This is a genomic window from Anthropogastromicrobium sp. (assembly GCF_037349415.1).
Lineage (GTDB): Bacteria > Bacillota > Clostridia > Lachnospirales > Lachnospiraceae > Anthropogastromicrobium > Anthropogastromicrobium aceti.
The window spans coordinates 1-17,458 of record NZ_JAXWCK010000022.1 but is presented as its reverse complement, the minus strand read 5'-3'; the positions used below and the strand labels follow the sequence as shown (position 1 = coordinate 17,458).

Genomic DNA, 17,458 nt, shown 5'->3' with positions numbered 1-17,458 from the left:
GGTTATGCAGACTTTGTGATTCATGAACATGACGCATCCTGCTACGACAAAGACGGCAATCTAGTATGCACCATTCCAGAGCATAAATTGCATCAGCACACACCAGAGTGCTATCAGATGCAGAAGCAGCTAGTTTGCACACAGGAAGAGTCAGTTGGTCATACTCATACGCCTGAATGCTACACAAAACAGCAAGGCTCATTAATCTGCAGCAAAGAAGAACATACACACGGCGAAGGCTGCTACGATGAAGAAGGCAATTTAATCTGCACACTAGAAGAGCATACGCACAGTGACGAATGCTACGAGTGGAATGACATACTGACATGTACTATTCCAGAAAGTGCAGGTCACACACACAGCGAAGCCTGCTATCAGGATGTGCAGGTACTAATCTGTAAAGAGCCAGCCGAGCTTCATACACACACAGCAGAGTGCTACAAAGACGGCGTACTCGCATGTGGAAAGCTAGAATTAAAAGAGCATAAGCACAGCGAAACATGTTTCACAGAAAAGCAGGTTCTCGTAGAGACATTAATCTGTGACAGAGTAGAGCATGTACATACAGACGAGTGCTACAAAAAGAGCACCGAAGAAACCGCGACCAGTGAAGCAGTAACCGCTGAAGAAGCTTCCAGTCAGGTTGAAGAGACTTCCACCGAAGAGGCTTCAACAGAGGAAAATAGTTCTGAAGAAGCAAGTATAGAGGAAACTTCAACAGAGGAAACTAGCAGCCAGATCGAAGAGGCTTCAAGTGAGGCAGACACCGATGCAGAAGAAACAAGCCTTGAGGCAGAAAGCGAAGAAGAAAGCTCAGAGGAAGAGAGTTCTGAAGAGGAGAGCTTCGAAGAGACTTCTACTGAGGAAACATCTGAAGAAGAGCTGACAAGCGAAGAAGCATCTACCGAGGAAACATCTGAAGAAGAGCTGACAAGCGAAGAAGCATCTACTGAAGAAAACACTTCAGAGGCAGAAGAGGAGAGTAGTGAGCTTCCACAGCTTACAGGCATTTGGCCGCAGGATATGATAGCGGTAGCAAGTGCTTTGGTAGGAAGCGAGAATAAAGATCTTGTTGAATTTTGCTTAAACTATGTTGGTGTATATGGTGTATCATTTAACACTGATTTAGATGCTTGGATTGAAAGCCTGCAGGAAAACGATTTGTATGGTGCAGCAGATGAGTTTGATCCAAACCCAGGTGATGTAGCGTTCTTTGACAAAGATGGCGATGGCAATGCAGACTATGCTGGTGTAGTAGTAGATGCCACTTTCGATGAAGATGGAGTTGTTACAGAGTTCACTGTTGTTGAGACAAATGATCAGGGTGTAGTAGAGGAACATGTCTACAGTGCTGGTGAAGAAAGTCTGATGGGATGCTGTTTAATGCCATATATAGCTGATTCAAACGATGCGTTGGTAATTCCAGAAACTACTACGTATACAGACTTTAAAAAATATGTTACATCAATGACTGGAACTGGAACAGAATATGACAAAACGACAGGAAATTACAAGAGTGAGTTGAGAGTCAACTTTTCTATCCCAAGTGCGGATGTGAAGGATGCAAATTATTCTTATGAGCTTAAGTATCCAGAAGGAATCATAGTACCAGATAAACTGATTGGTCAAACATTCACTTTGAAAGATGAGGATAAGACAACTGCAGGAACATTTCATTTTGTGAAGAATGATGATGGAACCTACTCAGCTAGAATCCATTTCGATCAGAATTATGTAAATAAAGCAGGTGATAAGATTGATGGTCATCTCTGGTTTGAAGGCGAATTGAGCAAGAACAATGTAGATGAAAAGGGAGATATTGTAATTAAAGGTGAAGATAACGTTACTATTACAATTCCAAAGAAGGATATAGAATATCCGAAAGATGAGAATGCTAGTTATAATATCGACATTAAAAAGTCTGGTTCTTATAACAATGAAACTGGAAAACTAGAGTTTACAGTATATGTTTCTTCCATAAAAGGAACGCCAGGTGATATCAGTTTCTTAGATACGATTCAAACTACTGGAATGCAACTTGGAGAGCCAGAAGTTACAGTAACTAAGCAGACTATGAGAAAATATGCTTGGGATCACGATGGAAATGTTATTCAGACAACTACGATGAACGATGTTGAACATACATATAAGTCGAATACGATAGCAATGACGTTACATAAGCTTCCGAAGGGAAATGACACTACCTTCAATGGAAATACATGTATAGAATATGAACGCTATGAGATTAAATATTCTTATGATATTTCTAGTATGGATGTAGGCACCTTGACAGCAAATAATAAGGCTCATGTTGAATCTGAGGATTCAAAAACAGGTGATATAATCTATGATGAAGCTGAGTGGGATAAGACCATTGAGAATAGGTATGAAATTGCTAAGAGGGGTGAAAATGATTCAGAAAATAGTAGAATCAAATGGACGATCACTCTCAATGCAAAAAATGCCAACATTGCAGGTGGAAAGCTGACTGACCAGATGCTTAGTGAGATCCAGAGTGGAACACAAGTAGAAATAACACCTAAGGATGGAGCAACAATCAAAACAGATAATAATGGTAAGATCACTTCAATTGATTTTACAGCTGTTAAAGATGGAAAAAATACAAACCAGTATACAATTGTCTATTACACAGCAGTAAAACCAACATGGAAGGATCAAACTGTAGACAACACAGCAACATTTAAACCTGAAAAGGGAGATGATGTCAGCGCCGATGTTGGTGCAAATGTAGAGGGAGGTAAAGTTGAGAAGAAGTTAGATGGTGCAGTAAAGAATCCAGATGGAAAGACTTCAGAGGTAACTTGGACGGTATCACTTATCATTCCAGATGGAAAGCTTCCAAAGACCACCATTAAAGATTCTATGTCTAGTACCCATAACTGGCAGCAAGGAAATGGAGAAGGAAATTATCTGACAGTAAAGCAGATTAAGGACTGGGCTGGTAAATATACTTGGAAGAGCAATGATGCTATTGTCAAAACTGGTGCATTTACTGAATCGGACTTTAAACTGACGTTTAAAACGAAGGATGGAAAGGAATATTCATATTCTGACATTTCTGCTATGGAGAATTCATCAGACTTGAAATTTACAAGTTTTAATGTTGAGGTGTTAAACGATATTTCCTGTGATGGCGCGAATAAGCTGACATTTAGCTATAAGACCACTGCTGATCTGACACAAGCGGTAACTGGCGATAAAAATAAGTATATCAATAAAATAGAGGTTGATGGAAAGAAGGATGAAGCTACTTACGATTACACATACAGTAAAGGTGAAATTATTAAAACTGATGGAAATGGTAAAACAGATTCTAGTTCTACAACAACAGCTGGTGAATTGACTTGGAAAATCAAGGTGACTACAGATACTGGAGATCATAGAACGTTAACTGTTACTGATGAATTGCCTCAGGGTGTAACCCTAAAAGAATTTTCAGTAGAAAAGCAAAGTGGCGATCACGATAAGTCAACATATATCGTTAAACCAGATGGAACAATTTCAGAACAAGATGGTGGAAAGTTTGAAAATGAATTTTCAATAAGTGGCAGTAAGTATGAGAATGGTCAATTGACGTTGATAATTCAAAGAAATAATGGAAATACGCTTCCTAAAGCAATGTCATTTGAAATTGTTGTCAAGTGTGAAGTTAACGGTGCAGAGGGTATGCAGGCTGGCGTAAAGTACAAATTTACCAACGAGGCAAGTGCAAAGTTGGATGATGTGAGCATTGGATCATCAAGTCAGACACAGGAGTGGACGAAGAAAGACACTACTGTAGTCAAAAATGCAGTTGATAAGTCAGGAGCCTATGATGCTACCAACAACAGAGCGAAATATTCGATTGTGTTGAATCCAGAAGCAAAAGATCTGGTAAAAGATACCGAACAGCTTACATTAACAGATGTTCTTGACAGCTATGATGGAACACATTATGCATATGGGCAAGATGTTAGTAAGGTAACTGTTAATGTAGAAGTGATTCCCAATACAGTTAAGCTATACTATGCTGTTGCTGATGGAAACGGAGGATATACGACAGGAGGCGAGGTACCTGGATGGGCATGGACTTATAAGGAAGAACCAAAACCGTATAATCCAAAAAATACATATCATACCATAACAGCTACTGGAATACCTGATAGTACAGCGCTGATATTTAAGTATGAGTATCAGATTACAGTAGATGTACCAGACAATAGTTATGTGAAGGCACAGTTGCAGATAAAAAATACAGCTACCTTATCTGGAATATCATCCAAGGATGAAGAGTCTGGTAGCGGTTGGAACTGGGAGAAACAGACAGCCGGTGGCGGAGTTACAACAGATAAGAATTATACTTTGTATAAAGTAGAAAAGGACAATTATGGAAAGTTACTTTCAGGTGCTGTTTTCAAACTTCAACAGTATAAAGATGGCACATATATAGATGTAACTCCAGCAACAACCTTTACAACAAATGCAGATGGTATCATTCAGATTAAATGGGATGATAAGGTGTTTAAGGAAAACGTTCTGTATAGGCTTGTAGAGACACAGGCACCAAGTGGATATAAGATACCTGAAAATGCAGAAAGTGATTCACAGACAATTCGGTTCTACTTCTCAGACAATAGTAGTACAGAAGATGTTCTGCCAACGGAAATACCTAGTGGGGCAATTGATTTAACAAAAACTTCTCATACTGCCTATATTGAAAATGAGGTAACTGAGACAATCACTCTCCCAGAAACCGGTGGAACCGGTACCTATTGGTATACCATGGGCGGCGTGCTCCTAATAGCAGGGGCAGCGTTCCTGATATATAAAAAACACATGCAGAAAGGAGGCAAGAGAATTTGGTAACAAATTCTCTAAACTCCCCAAGCATGGGGAACCCTCAATATACGCAATTCCTACGCATTATTCAGAGGGAGGGCACAGCCCAAAAACAAAAAAAGGATAGGAATAGAAAAGAAAGCGAGGAAGTAAAATATGAAGAAAATGAAAAAAGTCATGGCTCTGTTACTCAGCTTAGTCATGGTACTTGCAATGAGCGTAGTAGCATTTGCAGATGAAGCAACTTACACAATTACAATCAAAAATGCAGAAACAGGTCACACTTATGAAGCTTATCAGATTTTTGCTGGTACATTGAGTGAGGGTGTTTTATCAGATATTAATTGGGGTAAAGATGTTAAAAGTTTTACATATGAAGGTACTAATGATGCAAAGAATATTGCAAAGGCGTTAACACCAGCAAAAGCAGAGGAGTTTGCATCTGTTGCAGGTAGTAATTTAAAGTCAACTACATCAGGAACGTATTCTAATGGAAAAATAACAGGTTTAACAGCTGGATATTATCTGGTAAAAGATAAAGATGGTTCAGTTAGTGGTCAAAGTAGTTATACAAGTTATTTATTAAGGGTAGCAGGAAATGTTGAAGTAACACCTAAAACTGGAGTTCCGACTGTAGAAAAGAAAGTAAAGGAAAATGTAAAAACAGTAAATGAGGGCGGAACAGAGACAGATAGTAATATTCCAAGTTATCAGATCCCTGCTAAATATAATGATGTAGCAGATTATAACATTGGCGATAAAGTACCATTTCAGTTAGTGGGAACTATGCCATCTAATGTTGATAAATATGTGCATTATTACTATGAGTTTGCTGATACACTTTCAAATGGTTTAACATACAATAAAGATGCAGTTGTTAAAATTGATGGCAACATTATTGACAGTAGTAAAGTAAATGTTGAAAAGAGTGGAAATTCTTTGAAAGTAATATTTAATGATATCAAGGAAGTTGCAGCAGTAACAAAAGATAGTATTGTAACTGTAGATTACACAGCAACATTAAATTCAAATGCAGTTATCGGATTAGATGGAAACCCAAATGAGGTAAAATTAATTTTTTCAAATAATCCAAATATGACAGGCGATGGAACAGGAAAGCCAACTGATACAGGTGAAACACCAATAGATAAGGTTATAGTGTTTACATATGAATTGGATGTAGAGAAGGTTGATGGTACCGAAAATACTAAGAAATTAGCAGATGCAGAATTTGTATTGAAGAGAAACTCTGGAGAAAATACAGAATACGCAGTTGTAACTAATGGAAAATTAGAAAAATGGGTAGACAGTATTGCTGATGCAACTAAGCTCGTTACAGGTGTTGATGGTCTTGTTAAGGTAGCAGGTTTAGATGATGGAACATACTACTTAGAAGAAACAAAAGCACCAAGTAAATATAATAAGTTATCAGAAGATGTGACAATTGTTATTTCTGCATCCACAGTAAATAATCAGACTTGGAATGGAACAGCATCAGATGCACTTACAAAGATTGATGTAACAGCAAATGGTGAAAAAAGTGACGGTAATGTGAATGACGGTAGTGTAAAAGTTACAGTAGAGAATAATCAGGGTTCAACCCTTCCTACTACCGGTGGCATGGGTACCACAATCTTCTACGTTGTTGGTTCTATCCTTGTTCTTGGCGCAGCTATCCTTCTGATCACCAAGAAGCGCATGAGCGCACGCTAATTGTTTTGTCAGCACGATTGATTCGTTAATAATTAATCAGTTAAACAGAGCAAAAAAGTTATTTGTGCGAGAGATGACTATCATTACGTAAACGGTAGCCGAGGCTCCTTCGTAGAACATCCGGGTAACACAAAGAAACAAACTAGGTTGCAATCGGATGCCTCTTTTGAGGCATCCAGATACAACCGTGAGGAGAGCTTATGAAGTGGATCAAAAAAAATATGACTACCATCTTATTACTCTTGATTCTCTTGGTAGGTCTGTCCTTGCTGCTGTATCCGACCGTCAGCGATTATTGGAACTCGCTGCATCAGTCGAGAGCAATTGCCACATATGCACAGGCAGTTGCCGAAGTAGATGATAAGCAGTATGAGCATATGTGGGATGATGCTTACGAATATAACCAGCAGCTTAAAAGTAAGTCAAACCGCTGGATCATGACAGACGAAGAGCGAGAAGAATATGAATCACTGTTAGATGTCAGTGACAATGGAATCTTAGGATATATAGAAATTCCAAAGATCAAGGTTTCGCTTCCAATCTATCATGGTACAGACGAAGGTATCCTTCAGATTGCAGTTGGTCATATCGAAGGTTCATCGCTTCCAGTTGGAGGACCTGGAACACATGCCGTATTATCAGGACACAGAGGTTTGCCCTCTGCTAAGCTTTTTACCAATTTGGATGAGCTGGTAGTAGGCGATGAATTTTTAATTCGTGTTCTGGATGAAACATTGACATATGAGGTAGATCAGATTCGGATTGTAGAACCGGATGATCTGTCAGATCTGGAGATTGAAGAAGACAAAGACCTGTGTACACTGGTCACTTGTACCCCGTATGGAATCAATACGCATCGTCTTCTAGTTAGAGGACACCGCGTAGAGACAAAGGCAAGCGCAAGTGCCATTCGCGTAACAGCGGATGCGATTCAGATAGAACCAAAGTTGGTTGCACCAGCTGTAGCAGTGCCGATTCTAGTAGTGCTGTTGATCTGGGTTCTCTTGCATAGCCGCAAGAGAAAGCGATAATAGGAAGGAGACAAGAGGGTATGAAAAGTATGAAAGTAAAGCGATATTTGCAAGGCCTGTTATTGATAATATGTCTGCTAGTAACATCATGCGCACAGATTATAGCAGTCAATGCAGACGAGCAGGATGTTTCATTGGAGATTACATTGGAAGATGAATCAACTCCTATGGAGGGCGTTATCTTCAGCATGTATCAGATCACAGACGGCATCACGGCACCAGACGGACAGTCATTAAAGTTTATGCCTGATTTTGAAGATTGTGGTTATAAGACAGATGTGAAGACTGCAAAAGAGCTGGTTGCACTGAGTAGACGCTTAAAGATCTGGATAGATGAGAACGACATTCAGCCGACCTATACACTGGCAACAGATGTGACAGGACGCTGCAGTATTTCTTCTATTCCATTTGGTATGTACCTGATTGTTCCAAGTTCCTATGATGATTATGGCCCAGTAGTTATGTCACTTGTATTTCTTCCGGGACGCGATGCAAACGGTGATTTGATCTACCAAAACCGCATTATTCCAAAGCATTCCATTCCAGAAGAAGATGAGCCGGACGGACCAACCAATCCGCACGAGAGTAATTCAACGACACCAGAAGAGACAAGTCCAGAAGAAACAACTTCAGACGAGAGTACGTCATCTGAAGAAGAGACAACACCGTCAGAGCCAACAAGCCCAGCGGAGTCAACGACGCCGTCAGAGAGCAGAACACCGGAAGAAGAGTCGAATCCATATCAGCCAACGACTCCGGCAGCACCAACGACACCAAGCCAGCCAACACCAACCACAGCACCACAGACAACAGCGCCGCAGCCCACCACACCGCCAGAATCACCAAGACGTATCCTCGGTATCGAAGATCCAACAGGACGCATCGGTATGATGATGGTCACAGCAGGCGTAGGATTAATGGCAATCGCAATTGTGCTGATAGTAAGAAGAGAACTGAAAAAATAAAATTTGTGACAAAAGTTAAATATAGGTTTTTCATTGGCCGTCCGCTACAATAGTAGTGGGCGGTTAATTTTCTGTTCAGATTGAATTGTGAATCCAATGACAACCTGTCCAAAATATGGTATGATATTGATAAGGAAATGATCTTTAAAACGATGGTGTGAACGAAGGGCTGATAGGCAGGAAGGATAGGTGCACGATATGGAAAGAAAAACAACGGAGCCGGTTGGCATGAAGATTCGGCAGGCAAGGCTGCCTGTTGGCATTGATCAGTTTGAAAAACTGCGTGAGGGTGGATATTATTATGTGGACAAAACGGAGCTAATTGAGCAAGTGATTGAAGAGGGATGTGAGGTAACATTGTTTACTCGTCCACGCCGTTTTGGAAAAACATTGAATATGAGTATGCTTCAATATTTTTTCGAGATTGGAATGGATCCAACACTTTTTGACGGACTTTATATTGCGCAAAATAAAGATCTGTGCGATGTCTATATGGGCAGGTATCCAGTAGTTTCGATCAGCTTAAAGGGAGTGGATGCGGATTCGTATGAAAAGGCACGGGCACAGCTGATCCGCATTATCAATAAAGAGGCACGAAGACATCGTGCCTTGTTGGAAGATGAAAAAATGGATGCAATTGATAGAGAGCTTTTTGTGCAGTTCTTGGATCGTCAGATGGAGGACGATACTATTACAAGCAGTCTTCAGGAGCTTACGGAATTGCTGGAAATCCATTTTTCTCAAAAGGTCGTGGTGCTAATTGACGAGTATGATGTGCCATTGGCAAAGGCTTATGAAAATGGATATTATGATGATATGGTATTGCTGCTTCGAAATATGTTTGGCAATGTTCTTAAGTCAAATGACAGTTTGGCTTTTGCTGTGCTGACCGGGTGTCTTAGAATTGCGAAAGAGAGTATTTTTACTGGACTGAACAACTTTAAGGTTTATTCGATTACAGATCAGGAATTTGATGAGACTTTTGGTTTTACAGATGCAGAAGTAAAGGCGATGCTGCAATACTATGGATTACAAAACTACTTTGATGTGGTTAGAGAGTGGTATGACGGCTATCGTTTTGGTAAAGCTGATGTCTATTGTCCGTGGGATGTAGTGAATTACTGCAGTGATCACCGGAAAAATCCAGATGTTGAGATGAAAAATTATTGGATGAATACGAGCGGAAATGAAGTTATTCGCCATTTTGTTAACAGTATGAAGGAACCGCATATGCTGACAAAAAGTGAGCTGGAGATGTTGGTGAGCGGCGATACTGTGACAAAACGGGTGGACGAGATGATCACATATAAGGAACTATATGCCAGCATGGACAACCTTTGGAGTACGCTATTTATGACGGGATACCTGACACAGCGAGGATACCTTGGAAACGGCTACTATCGTCTTGCCGTGCCAAACCGTGAGATCTGCAGCATTATTATTGATAGGGTGCTGGTACTGTTTCGCGAGGAAGTAGTTCAGAATGGGGAACTTCTTGACAGTTTTTGCAAAGCTATTCTTGCAGTAGATGCCAGAAAAGTAGAACAACTGCTGACAAAATATATGGGACAAACGATCAGCGTGCGTGACAATTTTGCAAGGTCGCTCCATGAGAATTTTTACCATGGGCTAATGCTTGGAATCCTTGGCTATCAGCAAAATTGGGAGATTTTGTCTAACCGGGAATCAGGTGATGGTTTTAGTGATATCCAAATCGAAACAAAAGGAATGGAAGAAAGCGTAGGAATTGTGATAGAGCTAAAGTACAGTAGCGAAGAAAAAAAGATGGAACAGGATTGCCGTGAGGCCTTGCAGCAGATCAAAGATAGGGATTATGATCAGGCACTTAGAAACCGTGGCTATAAAAAAATATTGAACTATGGCATTGCTTTTTATCATAAAAAGTGCTGCGTACTCGCTCAAAGCTAAAGTCGTGAGTTTTCAAGGGGAGCCACCGTACCTGTCCTAAGTGGCTTCTCAATAAGAATCTCGTTTAATACTTATAGTCACCTTGTACTTGCGACGATTGCGTCGCAACTTTAAGGTGAGAGCAGTAGATTCCGTTAGGAAATACAAGAAACATTTGGAAAAAAATTGTATATTAGGGCTTTCGTAACTTAAGTTGGCGGTGAGACGAATTGATTTTGCAAGGTGAAACGTTGTAGCAGGACTTTCAAAACAACGTATGATAATAAGTTGTGTAACAGGTACCTGCGGAAAAGTGACACCGACAAAACAATCGTCGAACCGCCTTCATACACTCCAACTTTGCTTGACTTTGCGCATGTAAAAGTGTACAATAACAGCAGAAAATTTGGAGGTGAATTTAGTGCTTAGAAAGAAGGAAGATGAGAAATACTTTAAAATCGCTGTCACGGGAGTAGCCATCCTGCTGATCGGGATGGTCTGCTTCTTTTTGTTTTATCGAATCCGCGGATTTGGCGCCTTTTTTCATGATCTGATAGGCATTTTGGAGCCGTTTATCTATGGTTTTGTTATTGCTTATGTGCTTAGGCCGACATGTCGCTGGTGGGAGAAAGAATTAAGGAAGCTTTTAGTGCGCGCCCATGTAAAACATGCGCAGGGAATTGCATCTGCACTGGCAATCACATTTTGCGAGCTTTTAACACTTACTATTGTAACTGCATTATTTATGCTTGTAATTCCTCAGGTTATAACAAGTATATTGTCGCTTGTAAGTGTGCTGCCAGATCAACTTGACAACAGCAATAAGTGGCTTCACGATATGTTAGAAAAATATCCGACTATGCAGCAAAGCTGGGATGGTTTATATGCAGAGCTGTCCACACGTCTGCGTGAATGGTTAAAGACAGATTTGACACCGATGCTTCAGACTATAATCAACGGTCTTAGCAATCAGGTAGTAAATATTGTTGGTTTCTTAAAAAATGCATTTTTAGGATTGATCGTTTCTATCTATCTGCTTGCAGGACGAAAACGTTTTCTTGCGCAGGGCAGACTGATTCTTTACGGTGTTTTTAAGGAAAAATGGGCAAAGCTGATTGAGGATGAAATCATTTATGCCGATAAGATGTTTAGCGGCTTTTTAATGGGTAAGCTTGTTGATTCACTGATTATTGGAGTGATCTGTTTTATTGGAACGTATATGATGGGAATTAAGTCAGCACTTCTTGTCAGTGTCGTTGTCGGTGTGACAAATATAATTCCATTTTTCGGACCGTACATTGGTGCAGTTCCATCAACTCTTTGGCTGCTTCTGGAAAATCCGCTTCATGCATTTTATTTTTTGATCTTTGTTATTGTGCTTCAGCAGATTGACGGAAATATTATTGGACCGAAGATTCTTGGTAATTCCACAGGCTTGTCTAGCTTTTGGGTATTGTTTTCTATCTTGTTCTTTGGCGGACTTTGGGGCTTTGTCGGCATGATTATCGGCGTACCGTTCTTTGCAGTTATCTATGATGTTATCACAAGACTTGTAATGAGAGGACTTCGCTATAATCAAAGAGACGATATGTTAATGGCATATGATGAGCAATATGTCAAAAAGTCAAAAATAACGCCGCGGCAGGAAAAGCTTTGGTCAGAGGAAGAAGAAAAGCAGGAGATGACACAGGAAAAAACAGAGCAAAAAGAACAGCCAGAAAGTATTATAAATGAAGGCGAGTCAGACGAGGACAGAAAGGAACTTTAATGGCAACAATACTTGAATGCAGTGAGCTGACGAAAAAATATGGTTCACACAGAGCGGTAGATAATTTGAATCTGCAGATTGAACGTGGTCGTGTCTATGCGCTGCTTGGTCCAAATGGAAGCGGAAAAAGTACGTTTATGAAGATGGCGGCAGGGCTGATTCATCCAAGCAGCGGCAAGATTTTATTTGAGGGGGAGTCAGTTGGTAAAAATAGTAAGGCAAAGACAGTCTATATGCCGACAGAATCGTATTTTTACTCATATATGACATGGAAGGATGCCGGTCATTATTTTGCAGACTTTTATGAAGATTTTAAGCCGCAGGTATATGAACAGCTATTGTCAGCATTTTCATTGGAACCTAAAATGAAGATTTCAAAGATGTCTTCTGGTATGATGGCAAAGGGTAAGGCAGCGCTCGCACTTTCGCGTGATGCAAGTCTTATTATGCTTGATGAGCCGCTAAATGGCATTGACATTATTGCGAGAGATCAGATTTTGGAAACGATTCAAAAGTATTGCTCTCCAACGAAAACGTTTCTTGTGTCAAGTCATCTTGTCGATGACTTAGAGCGCATGACAGATGATGCTATATTTATGAAAAATGGTGGTCTTGTCATGTGTGGCAAGGTGGATGAGTTGACAAAACATCACGGAAAAACAATGACAGAGCTTTACAAAGAAGTTTATAGCGACTGTGTGATGTGATCATTTGGAGGACAGAAAAATGTTTCGTTTATCAAAGTATGAGCTTCGTAAAAATAGAACGGCACTATTTGTTTTGCTTGCAGGACTGGCAGCGCTGCAGATTTGCTTTTTGATTGCACTTCGCGGAAAGACGCAGGACTATGCAATCATATGGTCAACTATTCTTGTTTTGTATGCAGTAGTGTGCTATTTTGCCGTGTTTATTTTTGCAATTACTAATTATTATAGGGAAATTAATTCAAAGACAAGCTATCTTGTGTTTATGACGCCTGTGAGCGCTCTTTCCATAATATTGTCAAAGATGCTGACTGTTCTTGTGCTTGGAGTGATACTTGCGGCAGCGCTTGGTGCACTGGGATGGCTTGATTTTTCACTGTTTTTAAATCACTATTCCGTGTATAAAAGCATGGGTGAGGTGATTTCAGAGGTAATGAAAAACTTTGGAATTGATACAGTACAGGTAGCATCAATGGCGCTGTTTGGTATTATTACGTTTCTGCTTTCTGTGTTTTCTACAGTGGCTATGCTTTATCTTTGCATTACACTGGCGGCAACACTCTTGCAAAACAGTAGATTGAAGCTTGTTGTTACGATTGCGCTTTTTGTGGCTGGCATATATGCAGAGTCAAAGATTCAAGGCGTAATTACAGATCTGCATCCGATGGTATATCGTGATACAGTTGATTTGATTTATCTTTTGCAGCAGTCATGGCCATATGCACTTGCTAATCTGGCTGAGCTGGCACTTTTTATGATTCTTACAACGTGGCTTTTGGAAAAAAAGCTGTCGCTGTAACATGTGTTAGATAGGCAGCTGCATTTTTATGGGGAAAGATGAAATGGTTGATGTAGAAGAGTTAATGAGTAAAATTAAATCCGGTGTTTGGAGTACACAGGATGCATTTAATTGTACACAGGATTTAGAGCAGGAGTATCTGCAGAGCAGTAAGACAAAAGAGTGGCGTGAAGATTATAGTCTTGCCGTGTATTTTACCAGCTATGGTATCTTTGCCAGCAGCTACCGCGAGTGTGTATTTCCTATGATTGAACTTTGCCAGAAGCTGTTGGAGGACTGTCCTAATTCGGCAGATCAGGCATTGTATTATCTGGCGCTTATGCGTCTTTATTTCGTAACTGGTTTTCAGCCTAAAATTGTGGAATATGGACTTAAATATGTGGAGACTGGCTATGCAAACAGAATGAATTTAAAATCTACCTATAATAGTATTGTAGTTGCTTTTACAGAGAATGATCTGTTTGAAGAGGCATTATATTATCTGGAAAAAATGATTGACGTTACAAGAAAAGATCCGGCAGCAGAAGGAGTGGATTTTTGGAATAGTGATATTATCAATGAAATTGTGTACCTTGACAGTCTTGTATATATTAAAATTGGACTCGGACAGCTTGATGATGCAGCTGATGCGGCGAAGGGCTTAGAGAAACTGATTAAAACGAAGGTGCCTGATGATCAGAAATCATTTTTTGACATTCAAAAAGAGTTTACCTGTCTTTATCTGCAATTGTATATGCAGCCGCAGTCAGAAGAAGTGGCAGATGAGTTTGTTCATTATATTAATAAGCTGCAGTCATCAGGGTTCGCACAGAGCGGAATTTCATTTTGTATCAGATATTTTGCAGAATTTATGAAGCTTCTTCTTGTTAAGAATCGTTTTTCGGATGTAATTGAAATTGGAAAATTTCTTGCTAAATCAGAACTGTTTACTGGTAGTACAAGCATGATCTACAGCCTTATGATGAAGGCATCTGAGCAAATGCAAAATTCCAGACATCCTAGTGAGTATGAGCAGATTAGCAAGCGCTATATTGAGGTGTTAGAGCAGGAACAGAATAATTATAATGCTATGGTGCGTTCTTTGACGCAGGAAGAGCTTCGTCTTATGCGTCTTAGAAAGACGATGGCAAGAGATTCACTTACGGGCTGTCGTAATCGCGCTACATTTGAGATTGAGGGAGTGCGTTATCTTAGCGATCACGCAGAGGGATGTCTTGTATTTATTGATTTGGATTTCTTAAAGGAAGTAAATGATAAGTATGGTCATGAAAGTGGAGATCAATATCTGCTTCAATTTGCTAAGATGATGAAAAACGCATTGAGCCACAATGAGTTTTTGTACAGATATGCAGGTGATGAATTTATTGTGCTGTCTAACCGCAGTAAACTTAAAATAGAAATGATGCTTGATGAGCTTTTAATGAAGAATCCGATTGTGTTTATGCTGCAGGAAGAAGCGCGCCACATCAGCTTTTCATACGGAGTGGTAGAATTTGGTGAAATGCCGGGCGATATTTATACGATGATTCGTGAGGCAGATCACAGAATGTACCAGTGCAAGGCAAAAAATCATAGTCGGCTGCAGAAGAAGGAGAACACAATATGAATTATGCAGAAATTAAGGAATATGACATTGCCAATGGTCCAGGTGTGCGCATGACGCTTTTTGTGAGCGGATGCCGTCATCACTGCAAAAATTGTTTTAATGAGATTGCGTGGGATTTTAATTATGGCAATTTATTTGATGAAACAGTGGAGGATGCGCTTGTAGAGAAACTAAACAGCAGCGTTGTTAGAGGACTTACACTGCTTGGAGGAGAGCCGCTTGATCCATCTAATCAGCCTGGAGTATTAAAACTGCTTCGAAAGGTTAAAAAGCAATGTCCCGGTAAGGATATTTGGTGTTATACTGGTTATGTGTGGGAAAAGGACGTTTGCGGATGGATGAGCGAGCAATGTCCTGAAACAAAGGAAATTTTATCGCTGATTGATGTTTGCGTGGATGGTCCTTTTATTGAAGCACGCAAAAATATTTCACTTCAGTTTCGTGGTTCTGAGAACCAGCGCCTGATTGATGTTTCGAAAACACTTCAGACAGGAGAAGTTGTTTTGTGGACAGAATAAAAATAGAATATATTTACTTGGCAGCGATTATTGCTGCATTTGTTGCAGTACTTATAATTGGATTTTTTCTGCGCCGGAAATTTCGCAAATATCAGCCAGTTCAGGATGGATTGGAATTTGAAGTATTGTGTACGCAGATTTTAACGGCGAAAGGATATGAGAATGTAGAACTGACACCAACAACAGGAGATTATGGCGTTGATATATTTGCAGAAAAGGATGGAGTGCGCTGGGCATTTCAGTGCAAATATTATACTAATCCAGTTGGGGTGCGCGCTGTGCAGGAAATTTATAGCGGACGCGATTTTTATCATTGCATGGTAGGTGTTGTTATGACGAACAGCCGCTTTACGAAGAATGCGGTGACGCTTGCAAATGAGCTGAACATTCTTCTTTGGGATGGAAACATGCTTGATAAATTGCTCCTTTAAAAGATCAGCCCGGAAGTTTTTGCTTCCGGGCTTTTATCATGGGATAAGATTGTAGTGTACCAGTGCATTTTCAATTCCGTCATCGAGAATATCAGTTGTGACATATTCAACGTGAGAGCGAAGAGAAGGAGTTCCGTTTCCCATTAAAATACTGTGCTGTACATAATCAAGCATTGGAAGATCATTCATGGAATCGCCAATTACATAGCAGTCATCTAGTGACAGTCCGAAGCGGTCTGCGAGAAACTGAATGCCAGTTGCCTTGCTGTAGGCATGCATACAAAATTCACCGAATCCGCCGCCTCGATTAATGTAAGTAAACCATGGAGATACTGCCTTTACAAAGGAAGCACTGTCGCTTTCTGGCGTTTCCCAGGTAACAAATTTGTTAAAGCATTTATTTGGAATATCTACATTCTCTCTGTGGTTTGGGAAGCGGTCATAGAGAGATTGTCTGGAAGCATTCATAGGTATGGACAGATCAAAATAAAAATAATCTGGTCCCTCAAGCAAAAGCTCCATATGATAACGGCGGGCTGCATCAATAACAGCAGCATGCGCCTCAGAAGGAACTGTAGCAGTAAGAAGGTGTTCGCCACGGTATAAGATATGAGCACCGCAGGCGCATACATAGCCATCAAAGCCAATACGAAGAATGTATGGCTGCTCAATTACATTAAATAAGGTACGTCCGGAATTAATAAATGCCAGATGACCGCGGCGGCGAAGTTCCTGAATTGCATAGACAGTGCTCTCCGGGAGTGTTTGATTGCCATCTTCAGTAATCAGCGTGCCGTCAATATCAAAGAAAACTATTTTTTGCTTCATAATAAAAATCCTTTCATTTGAAATGCGAAAAAAGAATGCCTGCATTCTAGGGGAAATTATAAATTGTTTGTCGAAAAAAAACAAGAAGAATTTTGAAAAAAAGGAAAAAAAGTGGTTGACAATTGGCGAAAGGAGTGGTATTATATTCAACGTTGCAGCGAACAACGGCAACACAACAATGACAACTTAGAAACAATTTGAGAAATTTTACGAATAGAGAAATAATTTCTCAAAAAGAAACAAAAAAAGTTGAAAAAAGTGCTTGACAAACGCAAGCAACTGTGATATATTAGATGAGCTGTCGCTGAGACGGCAAAGAAAAATCACAAAGAACCTTGATAATTGAAC

General features: G+C 40.0%; 12 protein-coding genes. 11 read left to right on the top strand and 1 reads right to left on the bottom strand.

Translation table 11 applies throughout. The features are described from left to right. Positions 1 to 15: 15 nt before the first annotated feature. The 11 genes from WJP93_RS03420 to WJP93_RS03370 all read left to right on the top strand — a co-directional run bounded on the left by WJP93_RS03420 (position 16) and on the right by WJP93_RS03370 (position 16,282). Positions 16 to 4,866: a SpaA isopeptide-forming pilin-related protein gene (locus tag WJP93_RS03420; RefSeq protein ID WP_337546906.1), complete on the top strand. Its 4,851-nt coding sequence runs from the start codon at positions 16 to 18 to the stop codon at positions 4,864 to 4,866. Between the two features lie 150 nt (positions 4,867 to 5,016). After that, positions 5,017 to 6,552 (top strand): isopeptide-forming domain-containing fimbrial protein, encoded by a 1,536-nt coding sequence (locus WJP93_RS03415; RefSeq protein WP_337546904.1) that lies wholly within the window; start codon positions 5,017 to 5,019, stop codon positions 6,550 to 6,552. A gap of 200 nt (positions 6,553 to 6,752) precedes the next feature. Next, positions 6,753 to 7,583 carry a class C sortase gene (locus WJP93_RS03410; protein WP_317259061.1) on the top strand — a complete coding sequence of 277 codons (831 nt, stop codon included), beginning with the start codon at positions 6,753 to 6,755 and terminating at the stop codon, positions 7,581 to 7,583. A 20-nt stretch (positions 7,584 to 7,603) separates the two neighbouring features. Then, the gene (locus tag WJP93_RS03405; RefSeq protein ID WP_337546901.1) at positions 7,604 to 8,548 is read left to right on the top strand and encodes a hypothetical protein; all 945 of its coding nucleotides are present in this window, start codon (positions 7,604 to 7,606) and stop codon (positions 8,546 to 8,548) included. A 198-nt stretch (positions 8,549 to 8,746) separates the two neighbouring features. Beyond that, a complete protein-coding gene (locus tag WJP93_RS03400; RefSeq protein WP_337546899.1) occupies positions 8,747 to 10,477 on the top strand; it encodes an AAA family ATPase in 1,731 nt (576 codons plus the stop codon). A 400-nt stretch (positions 10,478 to 10,877) separates the two neighbouring features. Beyond that, positions 10,878 to 12,224 (top strand): AI-2E family transporter, encoded by a 1,347-nt coding sequence (locus WJP93_RS03395; RefSeq protein WP_337546896.1) that lies wholly within the window; start codon positions 10,878 to 10,880, stop codon positions 12,222 to 12,224. After that, a complete protein-coding gene (locus WJP93_RS03390) occupies positions 12,224 to 12,931 on the top strand; it encodes an ABC transporter ATP-binding protein (RefSeq protein ID WP_337546894.1) in 708 nt (235 codons plus the stop codon). Before WJP93_RS03395 ends, WJP93_RS03390 begins: the two co-directional genes overlap by 1 nt. 19 nt (positions 12,932 to 12,950) lie before the next feature. Then, entirely contained in the window at positions 12,951 to 13,727 is a 777-nt protein-coding gene (locus WJP93_RS03385; protein ID WP_227102457.1) for a hypothetical protein, read from the top strand. Between the two features lie 28 nt (positions 13,728 to 13,755). After that, a complete protein-coding gene (locus WJP93_RS03380; protein ID WP_337546892.1) occupies positions 13,756 to 15,333 on the top strand; it encodes a GGDEF domain-containing protein in 1,578 nt (525 codons plus the stop codon). Further along, positions 15,330 to 15,851, top strand: a complete 522-nt coding sequence (gene nrdG / locus WJP93_RS03375) for an anaerobic ribonucleoside-triphosphate reductase activating protein (RefSeq protein WP_262537366.1) — start codon at positions 15,330 to 15,332, stop codon at positions 15,849 to 15,851. The genes WJP93_RS03380 and nrdG overlap by 4 nt, the downstream gene beginning before the upstream one ends. After that, on the top strand, positions 15,839 to 16,282 hold the full coding sequence (locus tag WJP93_RS03370) for a restriction endonuclease (protein ID WP_227102459.1): 444 nt from the start codon (positions 15,839 to 15,841) through the stop codon (positions 16,280 to 16,282). Before nrdG ends, WJP93_RS03370 begins: the two co-directional genes overlap by 13 nt. Before the next feature lie 36 nt (positions 16,283 to 16,318). Here WJP93_RS03370 and WJP93_RS03365 read toward each other — a convergent pair whose 3' ends face one another. After that, positions 16,319 to 17,110: an HAD hydrolase family protein gene (locus tag WJP93_RS03365; RefSeq protein WP_337546891.1), complete on the bottom strand. Its 792-nt coding sequence runs from the start codon at positions 17,108 to 17,110 to the stop codon at positions 16,319 to 16,321. Positions 17,111 to 17,458: the final 348 nt, after the last annotated feature.

Bases quoted from the DNA above. Each gene is read 5' to 3' on its own strand.
- WJP93_RS03410 (WP_317259061.1), top strand. From the start codon at position 6,753: ATGAAGTGGATCAAAAAAAATATGACTACCATCTTATTACTCTTGATT.
- WJP93_RS03400 (WP_337546899.1), top strand. From the start codon at position 8,747: ATGGAAAGAAAAACAACGGAGCCGGTTGGCATGAAGATTCGGCAGGCA.
- WJP93_RS03415 (WP_337546904.1), top strand. From the start codon at position 5,017: ATGGCTCTGTTACTCAGCTTAGTCATGGTACTTGCAATGAGCGTAGTA.
- nrdG (WP_262537366.1), top strand. From the start codon at position 15,330: ATGAATTATGCAGAAATTAAGGAATATGACATTGCCAATGGTCCAGGT.
- WJP93_RS03380 (WP_337546892.1), top strand. From the start codon at position 13,756: ATGGGGAAAGATGAAATGGTTGATGTAGAAGAGTTAATGAGTAAAATT.
- WJP93_RS03385 (WP_227102457.1), top strand. From the start codon at position 12,951: ATGTTTCGTTTATCAAAGTATGAGCTTCGTAAAAATAGAACGGCACTA.
- WJP93_RS03405 (WP_337546901.1), top strand. From the start codon at position 7,604: ATGAAAAGTATGAAAGTAAAGCGATATTTGCAAGGCCTGTTATTGATA.
- WJP93_RS03390 (WP_337546894.1), top strand. From the start codon at position 12,224: ATGGCAACAATACTTGAATGCAGTGAGCTGACGAAAAAATATGGTTCA.
- WJP93_RS03365 (WP_337546891.1), bottom strand. From the start codon at position 17,110: ATGAAGCAAAAAATAGTTTTCTTTGATATTGACGGCACGCTGATTACT.